The organism is Croceicoccus naphthovorans, from assembly GCF_001028705.1.
Lineage (GTDB): Bacteria > Pseudomonadota > Alphaproteobacteria > Sphingomonadales > Sphingomonadaceae > Croceicoccus > Croceicoccus naphthovorans.
The window spans coordinates 1529141-1544804 of record NZ_CP011770.1; the positions used below are offsets into that span (position 1 = coordinate 1529141).

A 15664-nucleotide genomic window follows, 5' to 3' on the forward strand; every position below is an offset into this window, starting at 1 on the left:
AGAGGTATAATCTATTGGAAACAAATGGTATATTGATTGGCGGATGGTTGCTTCTCCGCTACCACTGATTAACGAAGCCAAACCGGATGTCGACCCTCGCGCACCTTTGCTCGCGCTTCATTTTCCAGGCCGCTTCGGCTTGCGTCCTGCGCGTTTGAAGTCGGTTTTCGGACCCGCGTTTCGCGGCTGATGTTTGCCGCCTTTCGCGTGGAAACGCTTGGGCTTGCCGTGCGGTCCGCTGGCATTGTCACGCGATCCGGCGTGCTTGCGGCGCGGAAACTGCGCGGTTTCGCCGGGGCCTTCCGCCGATTGCTCGATCTGGACGTTGTCGCCATCGTCGTCCGACGGGCGCGCGGCCGATGCGGCGAACTTGTCGGCGACGTTGCGTGGAATCTGGAAGAAGGTTTCGTGCTGGCCGATACGGATCGCGCCGATCTCGTTGCGCGAAACATGCCCGCGGCGGCAGATGAGCGGCAGCACCCAGCGCGGATCGGCGTTCTGGCGTCGTCCGATGTCCATCCTGAACCAGACGGTGTCTTCAAAGCCGGGGCGATGCCGCTCTTTTTGCGCCTCGCGCCGTGCCTCAGGTGTATTGGTGATCAGGTCTTCGGGTTCGGGCATCTTCGCCCGGTGCGCCTGCACCAGCATGGCCGCGATTTCCTGCGGGCTGCGCTCTGCCAGCAGACGGTCGGCCAGTGCGCGATCGCGGTCGTCGATTTCCACCGGCTCCAACAGCTTGCCAAGGAGACGATCGTGGTCTTTTGCACGGATCGCGTCGCGGTCAGGCGCTTCGGTCCACTGCGCTTCGATCCGCGCGTGTTTCAGCATCGATTCCACTCGCCTGCGCCGCGAGAACGGCACGATAAGCACGGCGGTGCCCTTTTTACCTGCGCGCCCGGTGCGGCCCGAGCGGTGTTGCAGCGTTTCCGCATCGCGCGGCACTTCGACATGGATCACCAGGCTTAGCGTCGGCAGGTCAATCCCGCGCGCCGCCACATCAGTGGCAACGCAGACCCGCGCGCGCCGGTCGCGGAGCGCTTGCAACGCCTGATTTCGTTCTGACTGGGAATGTTCGCCTGACAGCGCGACGACGGCAAATCCACGTTCTTGCAAGGTTGCGTGCAGATGGCGGACCTTTTCGCGCGTTGCGCAGAACAGGATCGCGGTCTCTGCCTCGTGATAGCGTAGCAGGTTGACCACGGCGTTCTCAATCTCCGGCGGGGAAACCGTCACCGCCTGGTAAGAGATGTCGCCGTGCCCGCGCTCTTTACCGATGGTCGTGATGCGCAGCGATTTGTGTTGGTAACGCTGCGCCATTGCCTCGATCGGACGGGGCATGGTTGCCGAGAACAACAGCGTGCGGCGATCATCGGGCGTCGCGTCGAGGATTTCTTCCAGCTCCTCGCGAAACCCCATGTCGAGCATCTCATCCGCTTCGTCGAGCACCACGGCCTTCAGCTTCGACAGGTCGAGCGCGCCGCGTTCCAGATGGTCGCGCAAACGTCCCGGCGTGCCGACGACGATATCGGCGCCCGATTGCAGAACGCGGCGTTCCTGCGACGGGTTCATCCCGCCAACGCAAGTCGCAATGCGTCCGCCGGCCTTTTCATAGAGCCACGCCAGTTCGCGGCTGACCTGAAGCGCCAGTTCGCGGGTCGGCGCGATCACCAGCGCCAGCGGGCCGTGCGCGCGGTGCAGTCGCTCGTTCTCGTCGAGCAAATCCGCCGCCATCGACAGGCCGAATGCCACGGTCTTGCCCGAACCGGTCTGGGCCGAAACGATCAGGTCGCGCCCGATTGCCTCCTGCTCCAGAACCGCGGATTGCACGGGGGTCAGATCGGTATAGCCGCGCTGAGACAGAGCATCTTGCAGGCCGGTGGGGATGTTGGTCGCGTTCATGAAATCGTACCTTTGAAACGGATCGCGCGTTGCTGGCCAAGGAATATACCCTGTCGATGGCCATAGCGCGCGGGCTCAAAGGCTACACACTGAACGGAGCGGTCGAATTTATAATAAGTTGGTCGGGGAGAGAGGATTCGAACCTCCGGCCCCTGCCTCCCGAAGACAGTGCTCTACCAGGCTGAGCTACTCCCCGACCGATGGTCTGCCGCCAAGTTGCGAACAACTCCGCGGCGAGGCAGGTGCGCGCCTATAAGGGGGTCTTGCCTGACTGGCAAGCGGGGTTGCAAAGGTTTTTCCGTGGCCCAAGCAAACTGGCGATTTCCCCGTGTTTTGCTGTGGTATGCCTACCGCCGGGGCGGCCGTTCGGTTAGAGTGCATCGCATGGCCAGCCAGCTTGCAGATCGCCCGGCCCACACGGCCCATTACGAAGACCAGTACCTGTCCCTGATGCGCCGCATCTGGGAAGGCGGATCGGAACGGCGCGACCGTACAGGGGTCGGCACGCGGTCATTGTTCGGCGAATCGATGCGGTTCGATCTTTCCGGCGGTCAGATGCCGCTGATCACCACCAAGCGGGTCTATTGGAAGACCGCCACGCGTGAACTCCTATGGTTCCTGACGGGCGAGACGAACATTCGCCCGTTGGTCGAACAGCGTGTCGGTATCTGGAACGAATGGCCCCACGCGGCCTATGTTCGCGAGACGGGCGAGGAAATTTCGCTGAACGATTTCATCGCGCGAATTGCCGATGACGCGGCTTTTGCGGCCCGCTGGGGCGATCTGGGGCCGGTCTATGGCAAGCAGTGGGTCGATTGGCCGACTTATGTTCCTGTGGGCGACGGGCTCTTTCGTAAGGGCGAGGGGATCAATCAGGTCGCCGATCTGGTTAACAGCCTGCGCGACAATCCCGGCAGTCGACGGCATATCCTCGAAGGCTGGAATGTGGCGGAACTCGACGCGATGGCCCTGCCGCCGTGCCACAAGACCTATCAGTTTCATGTTGCCGACGGGAAACTCAACGGCCTGATGTTCCAGCGCAGCTGCGACGTTGCGCTGGGCCTGCCGTTCAATTTGTGGTCGGCGGCACTGCTGCAGGTGATGCTGGCGCAGCAGGTCGGGCTGGAACCGGGTGAATTCGTCTGGATGGGCGGCGACGTTCACCTTTACCTGAATCACGAGGCGCTGGTGACCGAACAGTTGCAGCGCACCCCATCGGGTTCGCCGCGCCTGGCGATTTTGCGCAAGCCCGATTCGATTTTCGCCTATCGGATAGAGGATTTCGCAGTTTCCGATTACGCCCCGCAGGCGCACATTTCCGCGCCTGTTGCGGTTTGATCAAAAAAGCAGAGGGAAGGGCGTTGACAGTCCGAAAACCCTCTACTAGATGCGCGGCTCCCAAGCGGCACAGACGCTTAAATGCGCGGGTGTAGCTCAGTTGGTTAGAGTATCGGCCTGTCACGCCGAGGGTCGCGGGTTCAAGTCCCGTCACTCGCGCCACTTGGGAAAGAAAAGGCCCGCAGAAATGCGGGCCTTTTTTCGTTTCCGGCAGGGCGATTTATTCGGGTGCTGACCAGCGCCCGGTTTCCATCCAAATCAGAAAGCGTTTCAGCGGCAGAAGCCAGACGATCCCCAGCACCAGATAGACCGGCACCTGCAACAACACGTGCCAGCGCGAAATCGGTTCGATCAACGATACGGCCAGGATGGCATAAAGCGTCAGAAATGCCATCAGCAGCAGAATGCCGACAGGCTTGCGCCAGGTAGGTTTCCAGTCGGGCTGGCTCATGCCTCTCGCTCCGAAAAAGGGCCATAGAGGCGGGTGGGGGTGACGATAGCGGCCATGGGCCTGTCATGCGGTTCCAAAGGCAGAAGGTCCACCCTTTGCGCGTCCCACGCCATCCCGATGGGTACGGCAGCCGGGTTTCTGGCCAGCCAACGGTCGTAATGTCCGGCCCCTTGGCCAAGACGCGCCCCGCTGGCGGTAAAGCCGACAAGCGGTACAAAAACGATGTCGGGGGTTAAAAGGTCAGCTTCGGCGTCAGGCTGCAACATCCCGAACGGCCCGACCGCCAGATCGGCATCGCCCCAAGGGTCCGACCATGCGGCAAACTCCATCGGCGCATCGCGGTCCGCAAACCGGGGCAGCGCGATCACATGGCCTTTTTCGGATAGGAACCGCGCATACCCCGCCGCCGAAGCCTCTGTCGGCAGGGCATGGTAGAGTCCGATAACCGCACCATCCGGCACCATCGCCATAACCGGCGAAGGTGGTCGCCGAAACAACAACGCCCGCGTCGTATCGTCCAGCGAAGCAACATGCTCCCGCCGAACTTTCCGCAACCGTTCCCGCAATGCCCGCTTATCCAAGAATGCCCCCCATACAGCGCAGCGGTTGCGCCGGGATTTGCGTTCAGGCCGATGCGAAAAAGGCGGATTTCGAGAACCGGAGCGCAGCGACCGGCTGGTCGCGAGCACCGAAGCGCAGAAAGCCGCCGTTTGCAGCCCGGCATGGGCGCAAAGACCGGTGCAACCGAGTGGCGGGCCCACCGTGGGTCGTTTCCCGTATGAAATCCTCTGACGCCTAAGCATCAGGTGGAGGCCGTTTCAGCCGGCCCACGAGCCGGCCAAGGGACAGCCCCCTAGGATTGGTTATAGCCTCAGGGATGTTCTGTCGGTTCGTGCCGGGCAGAACCCGCCGCCCCAAACTTAGGGATGCGCGTCCACACCCTCAAGGTGCCGCGCGATATTTTCGATACGCTGCGTGATCGAATCGATCCGCTTGGCCATCGCCTTGTCTTCATCGCGGTTGATCGTCGGCCCGGTATCGCCATCGCGCATGGCCGAAAGCTCGTCCGCTAACAGCAAGGCGCCGATGAGCAGCATGCGCGGTTCGGTCTGGCCCACGGCGCGGGCATCGCGGACGCGGGTGTCGACCATGCGGCCCAGCTGGAAGAGGTGGTCTTCCTCGCCCGGTTCGCACGAAACGGCAAAGCGGCGGCCGCCAATGTCGAGATCGAGGTTTGCCATCAGCCGTGACTCCCGAATTCTTCGAGCAAACCGTCAAGGTCGGCCAACGCATGGCCAACCTTTGCGCGCATCGCCTCGTGCGCGCGTTTCAGGTCGTGCAATTCGCCGTCGTCTTTACGCGGGCGCACCACCGCCGCCTCCAGCCTTGAAAGCGCAGCATCCAGCCTTTCCAGCGCGCCGTCCACTTCAAGCCTATCCGATCCTGCCATATTCCAAATCCTGCACTATCCCTCCGGCCGAAGTTCGGCCCTGTTCACAGGTGTGCGATGCAACCCATTGCCGCAATGCGCAAACCGGTTCTGGACAGAAACCGGCATTTATAGCCCCGGAATGCGATAATCCGGGCAAGGACAGCGCCGGGCGGTGCCGTAACCTTGACGCGGGGCGGGGCGCGCCGCAATGCACGCGCGAAACCGAATCACCTGTCTTTGAAACTCCGCCATTCGAACGGGGAATACCTGATTATGACGACCGAAACCGCCAGCCTGGCCGATATGGCCAATGCTATTCGCGCACTTTCCATGGACGCGGTGCAGGCGGCGAATTCAGGGCATCCCGGAATGCCGATGGGCATGGCCGACGTCGCCACGGTTCTGTTCAGCGATTACATGAAGTTCGACCCCGCCGCGCCGAAGTGGGATGACCGCGATCGCTTCGTCCTGTCGGCGGGCCACGGCTCGATGCTTATATATGCGCTGCTGAACCTGACGGGTTACGCGCATCCGACGATGGATGAGATCCGCAATTTCCGCCAGCTGGGCAGCCCCTGCGCCGGACACCCGGAAAACTTCATGCTCGATGGGGTGGAATGCACGACCGGCCCGCTGGGTCAGGGTTTGGCGATGGCCGTCGGTATGGCGCTGGCAGAGCGGCACCTTAATGCAAAACACGGCGACGATCTGGTCGATCACCGCACCTGGGTGATCGCGGGCGACGGCTGTCTGATGGAAGGCATCAACCACGAAGCGGTCGGCCTTGCCGGACACCTCGGCCTTGGCCGCATGATCGTGCTGTGGGACGATAACAACATCACCATCGACGGCTCGGTCGAACTGTCGTCTAGTGAGGATGTAGAAGCCCGCTATCGCGCGTCCAAATGGCACACGGTGCGTTGCGACGGGCATGATCCCGCCGACATTCGCCGCGCCATTGACGAGGCGCTGGCCGATCCGCGCCCATCGTTGGTCGCTTGCAAGACGATCATCGGTAAGGGCGCGCCCAACAAGCAGGGTACCAGCGCGACGCACGGCGCGGCACTTGGCGAGGATGAGGTTGCCGCCACGCGCAAGGAACTCGGCTGGACCGCCGAACCTTTCGTCATCCCCGATCACATCGCCGCCGCCTGGAAAAAGACCGGTGAACGCGGTGCTGCCGCCCGCGAGGCATGGCATCAGCGCTACGAAGCCGACAAGGATCGTGCCGAGGCTTATGAAGCGTCGACCACGCTGCCAGGTGCGGACGCTGGCGCCGTGCTGCAGGACTATATCCGCGGTCTTGTCGCAGAGCCCAAGAAGGTCGCCACCCGCAAGGCATCCGAAATGGCGCTCGGGCCCCTGACCGAGGCGTTTCCCAACATGATCGGTGGCAGCGCCGATTTGACGGGTTCGAACAACACCAAGACCAAGTCGACGGGTCCGATCACCATCGACAATTATGACGGCAGCTACGTCTATTACGGCATCCGCGAATTCGGCATGGCCGCCGCGATGAACGGTATGGCGCTGCACGGCGGAATTGCGCCCTATGGTGGCACGTTCCTGATCTTCTCGGACTACTGCCGCAATGCGGTCCGTCTCTCAGCTCTCCAGCAGGTCGGCGTGACCTATGTATTCACGCACGACAGCATCGGCCTTGGCGAAGACGGCCCGACGCACCAGCCGGTGGAACAGGTGATGAGCCTGCGCCTGATCCCGAATCTCAACGTCATGCGTCCGTGCGATACGATCGAAACGGCCGAATGCTGGGCGATCGCCATGGCGAACGCGCACACCCCGTCGGTTCTCGCCCTGTCGCGCCAGAACCTGCCGCAGCTTCGCGGTGAGGGTGATGCTGATTGGGCCCCGCTCAAGAACATGTCGGCCATGGGTGCCTATCGCCTGAAGTCGGCGGAAGCTGCGCGCAAGGTCGTCCTGATCGCGACGGGTTCGGAAGTGGCCTTGGCCTGCGACGTTGCGAAAGCTCTCGAAGTGGCCGGCATCGGCGCCGACGTCGTCTCGATGCCGTGCATGGAACTGTTCGAGGCGCAGGACGCTTCCTACAGGCAGGAAGTGATACCCGACACGGTCCTTCGCGTTTCGATCGAGGCAGGGACGACGCTGGGCTGGGAGCGCTTCACGCACGGCGGTTCGGTGGTGAACGGCCTCAACATCGGTCTTGACCGCTTTGGCGCATCGGCGCCCGCGGAACAGCTTTTCGAACGCTTTGGGTTCTCGGTCGATGCGATCGTGCCGCAGATCAAAGCGAAACTAGGCGAATAAACAAGGAGTTTACAAGTCATGGCGACCAAGGTTGCGATCAACGGTTTCGGACGTATCGGGCGGCTAGTGGCCCGCGCGATCCTGGAGCGTGACGACCACGATCTCGAACTCGTTGCGATCAACGACCTTGCCAGCGTCAAGGCCAACGCGCTTCTGTTCCAGTACGATTCGACCCATGGCCGTTTCCCCGGCACCGTCGAAGTTGGCGACGATAGCATTACCGTGAACGGCAAGACCATCAAGGTCACCAGCGAGCGTGAACCCGGCAAGCTGCCGCACGCTGCGATGGGCGTTGAAATGGTTCTGGAATGCACCGGTTTCTTCCAGTCGGACGAAGCGGCCCGCCCGCACATCGCCGCTGGCGCAAAGAAAGTGCTGATCTCGGCACCGGCTTCGGGTGTTTCCAAGACCATCGTGTTCGGCGTGAACCAGGATACCCTGACCGCCGAAGACGACGTCGTTTCGAACGCGTCGTGCACCACCAACTGCCTTGCCCCGGTGGCGAAGGTTCTGCAGGACGCCATCGGGATCGAGCGTGGTTTCATGACCACGATCCACTCGTACACCAACGACCAGCGTATGCTGGACCAGATGCACTCTGACATGCGCCGTGCGCGTGGCGGTGCGCAGAACATGATCCCGACCACCACCGGCGCTGCCCGCGCGGTCGGCCTCGTCCTGCCAGAACTCAAGGGCAAGCTGGACGGTTCGTCGGTTCGCGTGCCGACCCCGAACGTTTCGCTGATCGACCTCGTCTTCACGCCTGCGCGCGATACGACGAAGGAAGAGATCAACGCCGCGCTCAAGGCCGCAGCCGAAGGCCCGATGAAGGGCGTTCTGGACTACACCGAACAGCCGCTGGTTTCGTCGGACTTCAACCACTATCCCGCCAGCTCGACGGTCGACAGCCTCGAAACCGCGGTTCTCGAAGGCAAGCTTGCCCGTGTCGTCAGCTGGTACGATAACGAGTGGGGCTTCTCGAACCGCATGATCGACACTGCCGGCAAGATGGCGAGCTTCCTGTAAGCGAAAGGCGCATTTTCATGGGCACCACGGGACGATTGGGCGGCATTGCGCGGCACGATCGTCCGCGTGGGCCGATGGAATTGACCGAGACTGCGAAGGTCACGGTGCGCGAAGGCATCGCGGGCGACTATCGCGGCGCGATGAAGCCCGATGGCCCGCGCAAACGGCAGGTTTCGTTGATCGAAGCCGATAGCTGCGCCGCGGCGATGGCCGATCTCGGCCTGGAACCCGGCGCGATCCCTTGGCAAGAGCGCCGGGCGAACCTGCTGGTCGAGGGGCTTTCCCTTCCGCGCATCGAAGGCGCCCGCATCCGCATCGGCAATGACGTCGTCATCGAAGTCGTTCAGGAATGCGATCCGTGCAGCCGCATGGAAGAAATCCACGTCGGATTAAAAGGTGCGCTGGCGCCCGATTGGCGCGGCGGTGTGCTGGGCCGCGTGCTAGCCGAGGGCACGATCTCTAACGGCGATGAAATCAGGATAGAAGAATGAGCAACTTCCGTACGTTGGACGATGTCGGCGATGTTTCCGGCAAGGTGGCGCTGGTCCGTGTCGACCTGAACCTGCCGATGAACGGTGGTCAGGTCACCGACAAGACCCGCATCAATGCCTCTGCCCCGACCATTCTCGAACTGGCCGATGCCGGGGCGAAAGTTCTGTTGCTCGCACACTTCGGGCGGCCCAAGGGCGCACGCAATTCGACGATGAGCCTGTCTATGGTGGTCGATGCAGTGCAGGACGTGCTGGGCCGTGAAATCATGTTCGTGCCTGAAGTGGCGGGCGACATCGTCGCCCAGTCCATCGGGATCATGCGAAACGGTGATATTTCGATCCTTGAGAACACGCGCTTCTGGCCGGGTGAGGAAAAGAACGATCCCGAATTCGCCAAGGCCATCGCCGCGAATGCCGACCTCTACGTTAACGATGCTTTCTCTGCCGCCCACCGCGCGCATGCCAGCACCGAAGGGCTGACCAAGCTGTTGCCGTCCTATGCCGGACGGTCGATGCAGAAGGAGCTGGAAGCGCTCGACAAGGCGCTGGGTAATCCGGAAAAGCCGGTTGCGGCGGTTGTCGGTGGGGCCAAGGTTTCGTCGAAGCTCGACGTGCTGAAACACCTTGTCGGGCAGGTCGATCACCTGATCATCGGCGGCGGCATGGCGAATACCTTCCTTGCCGCACGCGGGGTCGATGTCGGCAAGTCGCTGTGCGAGCATGACCTGACCGGCACTGCAGAGGCTATCATGGAAGCTGCTGACCAGTCGGGCTGCACCGTGCATCTGCCCTACGACGTCGTCGTGTCGCAGGAATTCGCGGCCAACCCGGCCAGCTTGCGCACCTGTAACGTCCACGAAGTTGCCGAAAACGAGATGATCCTCGACGTTGGGCCACAGGCGGTCGAGGCGCTGGGCGATGTCCTGAAGACCTGTCGTACGCTGGTGTGGAACGGTCCCATGGGCGCGTTCGAGACGGAGCCGTTCGATACGGCCACGGTCGCTTTGGCCAAGACGGCGGCGGCGCTTTCGAAGGAAGGCTCTCTGGTTTCGGTGGCTGGCGGCGGCGATACCGTTGCTGCGCTTAACCATGCCGGGGTAGCCCAGGATTTCACCTATATTTCAACCGCTGGCGGTGCTTTCCTCGAATGGATGGAAGGTAAGGAACTGCTTGGCGTTGCCGCCCTGTCGCTCTAAAAGCGGCGGCAAAATACCAAGAGGGAAAAACGATAATGGACATGAAGAAGCAGATCGCTGACGGGCAGGGCTTTGTCGCCGCGCTCGACCAGTCGGGCGGTTCGACGCCCAAGGCGCTGCGCGGTTACGGGGTCGAGGACAGCGAATGGTCCGGTGACGACGAAATGTTTGCCAAGATCCACGAGATGCGCAGCCGCATCATCACATCGCCCTCGTTCTCGAACGGCAAGGTGATCGGCGCGATTCTGTTCGAAAAGACCATGGACGGTCAGGTCGAAGGCAAGCCGACGCCGCAGGCGCTGATCGATCGGGGCATCGTTCCCTTCATCAAGATCGATAAGGGTCTGGAAGACGAAGCAAACGGTGTTCAGATGATGAAGCCGATGCCGGAACTCGACACTCTGCTGGCCCGCGCGAAGTCGCTGGGCGTATTCGGCACCAAGGAACGCTCGGTCATCAACGAAGCGAACCCCGAAGGCATCGCCGCCATCGTCGCGCAGCAGTTCGAGGTTGGACGTCAGGTCCTTGCCGCCGGGCTGGTCCCGATGCTGGAGCCTGAATACAACATCAAGGCCGAGGGCCGCGCCGAGGGTGAAAAGATCCTGAAGGCCGAAATCCTCAAGAACCTTGAGAGCATCGACGAGCAGGTCATGCTCAAGCTCTCGATCCCGGTCGAGGCAAATCTCTATGCCGACCTGATCGCGCACCCCAAGGTTTTGGCGGTGGTCGCTCTGTCGGGCGGATATTCGACCGACGAGGCCTGCGCCGAACTGGCGAAGAACAAGGGCATGATCGCCAGCTTCAGCCGCGGCCTGCTGCAGGATCTGCGCGCAGGTCAGTCGGATGCGGAATTCGACAAGACGCTGGGTGACGCGATCGACCAGATCCACGCAGCCAGCGTCGCCTGATCGATCTGACCCAAAACAAAAAGGGCCGCGCTTCACATCGGAGCGCGGCCCTTTTTGCTTACAGACTTTAATCCATCACGAAATTGAATCGATAGTCGCTCTCCGAGATGTCCTCTTGCGGGTGCTGCGCGGGAAGGACTTCGATAAGCAGGAACTCATGGCCGTGGGTACGCAGTGGCTTGCCGGACACGAGGTTTAAGGTTTCGCTCCAGCCCGGCCCGTCGATCTGCGTGGTGACGACGACGCGACCGGCCCACACGCACTGCACTCCGACATGGCACCGGCTGTCTTCGTAGACCTTGCGCGGCGTGGCCACATAGCCGCCGCCGAGCGACACAGGCTGTCCCAAGCCGACAAAGCTGCGCGCCGGCGCCGAGTCTTGCACGGGATCGGCAGGGTAGGTCACGCAGCCCCCTGTCGCCACGGCCATGAGCAACGCAGCAGCGCCGGTAGTCGTTCGGATCGTCATTCGGCTTCACACTCCATCCTTGGCGCACTAAGGGGCGGCTTATGAACACAACGTGCCAGCTCTATCTGATTTCCCCGCTCGACGTTTCGGGCGACTTTCCCGACCGGCTTGCCCGCGCGCTCGATGCCGGGAAAGGCGTTGCCACCGCGTTCCAGTTCCGCGTGAAGGGGCTGGACCAGCATGAGGCGGCGAAACTCGCCGAACCGCTGCAGCAGATTTGCGCGGATCGCGACGTGGCGTTTATCGTCAACGACGACGTTTCGCTGGCCAACCGGTTGAAAGCCGATGGTGTGCACCTCGGCCAATCGGATGGATCGGTGAAAGAGGCGCGCGAGAAACTCGGCCCCAAATCGCAGATCGGGGTGACTTGCCATGCCAGCCGCCACCTTGCCTTGGAAGCGGGCGAACAGGGTGCGGACTATGTCGCGTTCGGCGCGTTCTTTCCCAGCACCACGAAGGACACTGAACACCGGGCAGAGCTGGAACTGCTCGACTGGTGGTATCACTACGTCGAACTGCCCAGTGTCGCCATCGGTGGGATCACGCCTGACAATTGCGGCCCGCTGATCAGTGCAGGTGCGGACTTTCTGGCGGTGTCTGGCGCGGTCTGGAACGGGGATGAGGTCACTGCGGTAAAGGCCTTTGCCGAGGCCATCGCCAAGGCTCCGCCACCCGAAGCCGAGGCCTGACGCGCCGTACGGCGGACCCAAGGGGGCAGTTGCGCGTTAGTCGGGGTAACCAGACCATAACCCCGGGACGCCACATGATCCGCAAATCCGCCCTTCTGCTCGGTCTTTCGACCGCTCTCGCGCTTGCCGCCTGCTCAGGCGGCTCTGACGAAACCCCTGCGCCAGAGCCCACTGCGACCGAGCAGGCCGACAACAATTACGCCGATGCCATGCGCAGCAACGATCGCGGCGATACAGCCCAAGAGCAGGCAATTCCCGACAGTGAAGAGCGCCCGACGATGCAGGCGCAGGTCGTGCTCGACCGCCTCGGCTTTTCGCCGGGGGTGATCGATGGCGAGATGGGTATGTCGACCAAGAACGCGCTGCTTGCCTTTCAGGAAGCCAACGATCTGGAAGAGACGGGCACGCTGGACGATGCCACTAAAGAGGCGCTTGTCCGCTGGCAGGACATAGCAGCGACCCGCGTGGTGACGATACCGGAGGACTTCGCGGTCGGGCGGTTCGAGACTATCCCGGACGATCCTGCAGATCAGGCGAAGATGTCGCGGCTTGGTTACGAATCGCTCGACGAAAAGCTGGCGGAGCGGTTCCACACGACGGTCGATGCGCTGAAAATGCTGAACCCCGGCGGAAAGCCTGCCACCACCGCACCCGCCGATCGTGCCTCGCCGTCGCCGGTCGACACGGCCAGTGCGACTCCGACGCCTAGCCCGACCGCGACTGAAACGCCCGAAGGCGGCGCAACGCCCGGACCGAAGTCGACGTTCGCGGCCGGTCAGCAAATCCGCGTGCCGAATATCGGTGCCGACTTCATCGATGCTTCCAGCGATATGGATGTAGACTGGCGCGACACCCTGCGGATGCTCGGAGTTGGTAGCGATCAGCCTGATGCCGCGAAGATCGTCGCCGACAGATCGGACGACACATTGAAGGTCTATGACGCCAGCGACAAGCTGATCGCGGCCTTCACGATCACCAGCGGTTCGAGCCACGACCCGCTCCCCATCGGCGAGTGGAAAATCCTTGGCGTCGCACACAATCCGCCTTTCGCTTACGACCCGTCGTTGTTCTGGGACGTCGCGGATAGCGAAGAAAAGCAGCAGCTTCCGCCCGGACCCAACGGCCCCGTGGGCGTCGTCTGGATCGATTTGTCGAAGGAACATTACGGCATCCACGGCACGCCTGAGCCGCAGACGATCGGACGAGCCGAAAGCCACGGCTGCGTCCGGCTGACCAACTGGGACGCGGCGCGACTGGCCGAGATGGTGTCTCAGTCGACGCAGGTCATTTTTCAGGAATGAGCGCCGTGACCACCCATGAGCAAGCTCCGGTGCGCGCGAAGCACTCGTTCTGGCGGGATGCTCGCATCGTGCTGGTCACGGCGGGCGTAACCTCGCTTGCTTGGGCGCTGGGCGGGGTGATCATGATGAGCGATGTGCGCAAGACGAGCCCGTCGACTTCGGCCATTGCCGATACGTCAGCAGAAACAGCGGCTGCTCCCGATGCTGGGCTGACGACGGTTGCCTTGCCTGTCGAAGATCCCGGCCCGGGGGCGGGGATTGCTGCTGTCGGCGGCCTGCGCATTCCGGTGCGCGGCGTGGCTTCCGCAGAACTGGTCGATTCGTTCGACGATGTTCGCGCCAAAGGACGGCACGAGGCCATCGACATCATGGCTCCGGAAGGCACACCTGTCGTGGCGATGGCTCCGGGGCGGGTTGAAAAACTGTTCGTGTCCGAAGCTGGCGGCAATACGGTTTATATTCGCAGCTTCGACGGAACCCGGATGTCTTATTACGCTCACCTGCGGGGCTATGCGCCCGGACTGAGCGAGGGCCAAACTGTGCGGGCAGGGCAGACGCTTGGCACCGTCGGATCGTCGGGCAATGCCGATGCAGAGGCTCCGCACCTGCATTTCGCGGTGATGCGGATGACGCCTGACGAAGCGTGGTGGAGGGGAACGCCGATCAATCCCTATCCCTTGCTTACCGGTGCCGCCGCGCCGTAATCGTTCGGCATGATCGATGCCGATAGCCTGATAGAAGCCCTTCATCTTGCCCCGCATCCTGAGGGCGGGTGGTTTCGCGAAACTTGGCGCGAGCCGAGTCCCGATGGCGGGCGCGATCTGGCGACTGGTATCCTGTTCCTGCTGAAATCTGGCGAGCATTCGTACTGGCATCGGGTCGATGCGTCCGAGATGTGGATTTACAACGCGGGTGCGCCGTTGGTCCTCCGAACGTCGGATGATGCGGTAACGCTGGGCAGCGATGTCATGGCGGGGCAGCTAGTCCAACATCCCATCCCACCGCATCAATGGCAGGCCGCCGAAACCACGGGCGACTGGACGTTGGTGACCTGCATCGTTGCACCCGGCTTCGATTTTGCCGGGTTCGAGCTGGCCCCGCCGGGGTGGCAACCGCCGTCAGCCTGACAAGACCGGCATAGGCGATCCGCACGGCCTTTGCTTTTGCGGCAACGCTGCCTATCTCCATTTCCCGATTCTTCATGGGAAAAGCGACGTGACGACACACAAGACCCGCATGCTCATCATCGGTTCCGGCCCGGCCGGACTTTCCGCCGCGATCTATGGCGCGCGCGCTGGGATGGAGCCGATCGTGGTGCAGGGGCTTCAGCCCGGCGGCCAGCTGACCATTACGACCGATGTTGAGAACTATCCCGGTTTCCGCGACGTGATCCAGGGGCCGTGGCTGATGCAGGAAATGCAGGCGCAGGCCGAGCATGTCGGCACGAGGATGATGTGGGACACGATCACCGACGTTGATATTGCGCGCGGATCGCCGTTCGTGGCCAAGGGCGACAGCGGTGACGAATACGTCGGCGAAGTACTGGTCATCGCCACCGGCGCACAGGCGAAATGGCTGGGCGTAGAGGGTGAGCAGGAATGGTCGGGCAAGGGCGTTTCTGCCTGCGCGACTTGCGACGGGTTTTTCTACCGCGGCAAGAAAGTCGTCGTGATCGGCGGGGGCAATACCGCCGTGGAAGAGGCGCTATACCTAACCAATCACTCCGACGACGTGACCTTGATCCACCGCCGGGACGAGCTTCGCAGCGAGAAGATCCTGCAGGAACGTCTGTTCAAGAATCCCAAGATTTCAACACTTTGGAACAAGACCGTAGAACGGTTCGAGGGTGAAGACGGCAAGGGCCTGACGCACTTGATCCTGAAAGACACCGTGACGGGCGAGGAGAGCCGGTTCGACACCGAAGGCGCGTTCGTGGCCATCGGTCATGCGCCGTCGACCGAGCTGTTCAAGGGCAAGCTGCCGATGGACGACAGCGGTTATCTGCTGGTCGAACCCGGCACGCCGAAGACAGAGGTTCCAGGTGTATTCGCCTGTGGTGACGTGATGGACCACACCTATCGTCAGGCAGTCACGGCTGCCGGCACGGGCTGCATGGCGGCGCTGGATGCGGAACGCTTCCTCGCCACGCTGGAATTTGCGCGCGAAGCGGCGGAGTAA

At 62.3% G+C, this 15664-nt stretch carries 17 protein-coding genes and 2 tRNA genes; 12 read left to right on the plus strand and 7 right to left on the minus strand.

Annotation, left to right across the window (positions count from 1 at the left end; translation table 11 throughout):
• Positions 1–117: 117 nt before the first annotated feature.
• Both AB433_RS07800 and AB433_RS07805 read right to left on the minus strand, forming a co-directional pair.
• Positions 118–1899, minus strand: a complete 1782-nt coding sequence (locus AB433_RS07800; RefSeq protein WP_047820587.1) for a DEAD/DEAH box helicase — start codon at positions 1897–1899, stop codon at positions 118–120.
• Positions 1900–2018: 119 nt separating this feature from the next.
• Positions 2019–2095 (minus strand) — tRNA-Pro (locus AB433_RS07805).
• Between the two features lie 188 nt (positions 2096–2283).
• Here AB433_RS07805 and thyA point away from each other — a divergent pair.
• Together thyA and AB433_RS07815 are read left to right on the plus strand one after the other, a co-directional pair.
• Positions 2284–3237 carry a thymidylate synthase gene (thyA, locus tag AB433_RS07810; protein WP_047820588.1) on the plus strand — a complete coding sequence of 318 codons (954 nt, stop codon included), beginning with the start codon at positions 2284–2286 and terminating at the stop codon, positions 3235–3237.
• A gap of 85 nt (positions 3238–3322) precedes the next feature.
• Positions 3323–3399, plus strand: a tRNA-Asp gene (locus AB433_RS07815).
• A 58-nt stretch (positions 3400–3457) separates the two neighbouring features.
• Here AB433_RS07815 and AB433_RS07820 read toward each other — a convergent pair.
• From AB433_RS07820 to AB433_RS07835, 4 genes are all read right to left on the minus strand, one after another.
• Positions 3458–3688: a DUF2842 domain-containing protein gene (locus AB433_RS07820; protein WP_047820589.1), complete on the minus strand. Its 231-nt coding sequence runs from the start codon at positions 3686–3688 to the stop codon at positions 3458–3460.
• Entirely contained in the window at positions 3685–4269 is a 585-nt protein-coding gene (locus tag AB433_RS07825; protein ID WP_047823602.1) for a 5-formyltetrahydrofolate cyclo-ligase, read from the minus strand. Before AB433_RS07825 ends, AB433_RS07820 begins: the two co-directional genes overlap by 4 nt.
• A gap of 339 nt (positions 4270–4608) precedes the next feature.
• Positions 4609–4929: a cell division protein ZapA gene (locus tag AB433_RS07830; protein ID WP_047820590.1), complete on the minus strand. Its 321-nt coding sequence runs from the start codon at positions 4927–4929 to the stop codon at positions 4609–4611.
• Positions 4929–5138, minus strand: a complete 210-nt coding sequence (locus AB433_RS07835) for a hypothetical protein (RefSeq protein WP_047820591.1) — start codon at positions 5136–5138, stop codon at positions 4929–4931. The genes AB433_RS07830 and AB433_RS07835 overlap by 1 nt, the downstream gene beginning before the upstream one ends.
• A gap of 255 nt (positions 5139–5393) precedes the next feature.
• Here AB433_RS07835 and tkt point away from each other — a divergent pair, with 255 nt between their 5' ends.
• From tkt to AB433_RS07860, 5 genes are read left to right on the plus strand one after another with little or no spacing between them, the layout of a single operon-like run.
• Positions 5394–7406: a transketolase gene (gene tkt, locus AB433_RS07840; protein WP_047820592.1), complete on the plus strand. Its 2013-nt coding sequence runs from the start codon at positions 5394–5396 to the stop codon at positions 7404–7406.
• A gap of 18 nt (positions 7407–7424) precedes the next feature.
• Positions 7425–8432 carry a type I glyceraldehyde-3-phosphate dehydrogenase gene (gap, locus tag AB433_RS07845; RefSeq protein WP_047820593.1) on the plus strand — a complete coding sequence of 336 codons (1008 nt, stop codon included), beginning with the start codon at positions 7425–7427 and terminating at the stop codon, positions 8430–8432.
• Positions 8433–8449: 17 nt separating this feature from the next.
• Positions 8450–8923: an MOSC domain-containing protein gene (locus tag AB433_RS07850; RefSeq protein WP_047820594.1), complete on the plus strand. Its 474-nt coding sequence runs from the start codon at positions 8450–8452 to the stop codon at positions 8921–8923.
• Positions 8920–10119: a phosphoglycerate kinase gene (locus AB433_RS07855; RefSeq protein WP_047820595.1), complete on the plus strand. Its 1200-nt coding sequence runs from the start codon at positions 8920–8922 to the stop codon at positions 10117–10119. Before AB433_RS07850 ends, AB433_RS07855 begins: the two co-directional genes overlap by 4 nt.
• Before the next feature lie 35 nt (positions 10120–10154).
• Positions 10155–11027 carry a fructose bisphosphate aldolase gene (locus tag AB433_RS07860; RefSeq protein ID WP_179944962.1) on the plus strand — a complete coding sequence of 291 codons (873 nt, stop codon included), beginning with the start codon at positions 10155–10157 and terminating at the stop codon, positions 11025–11027.
• Between the two features lie 67 nt (positions 11028–11094).
• Here the strand turns inward: AB433_RS07860 and AB433_RS07865 are convergent, their stop codons facing one another.
• Entirely contained in the window at positions 11095–11496 is a 402-nt protein-coding gene (locus tag AB433_RS07865) for a hypothetical protein (protein WP_156170739.1), read from the minus strand.
• A gap of 41 nt (positions 11497–11537) precedes the next feature.
• On the opposite strand from AB433_RS07865, the gene thiE reads away from it, so the two are divergent.
• From thiE to trxB, 5 genes are all read left to right on the plus strand, one after another.
• Complete coding sequence (thiE, locus tag AB433_RS07870; RefSeq protein ID WP_047820598.1) at positions 11538–12185, plus strand: thiamine phosphate synthase; 648 nt, start codon at positions 11538–11540, stop codon at positions 12183–12185.
• A gap of 74 nt (positions 12186–12259) precedes the next feature.
• On the plus strand, positions 12260–13486 hold the full coding sequence (locus tag AB433_RS07875) for a L,D-transpeptidase family protein (protein WP_053059053.1): 1227 nt from the start codon (positions 12260–12262) through the stop codon (positions 13484–13486).
• A gap of 5 nt (positions 13487–13491) precedes the next feature.
• Positions 13492–14190 (plus strand): M23 family metallopeptidase, encoded by a 699-nt coding sequence (locus AB433_RS07880; protein ID WP_245626617.1) that lies wholly within the window; start codon positions 13492–13494, stop codon positions 14188–14190.
• A gap of 9 nt (positions 14191–14199) precedes the next feature.
• On the plus strand, positions 14200–14613 hold the full coding sequence (locus AB433_RS07885) for a cupin domain-containing protein (protein ID WP_156170740.1): 414 nt from the start codon (positions 14200–14202) through the stop codon (positions 14611–14613).
• An 88-nt stretch (positions 14614–14701) separates the two neighbouring features.
• Entirely contained in the window at positions 14702–15664 is a 963-nt protein-coding gene (gene trxB / locus AB433_RS07890; protein WP_245626618.1) for a thioredoxin-disulfide reductase, read from the plus strand.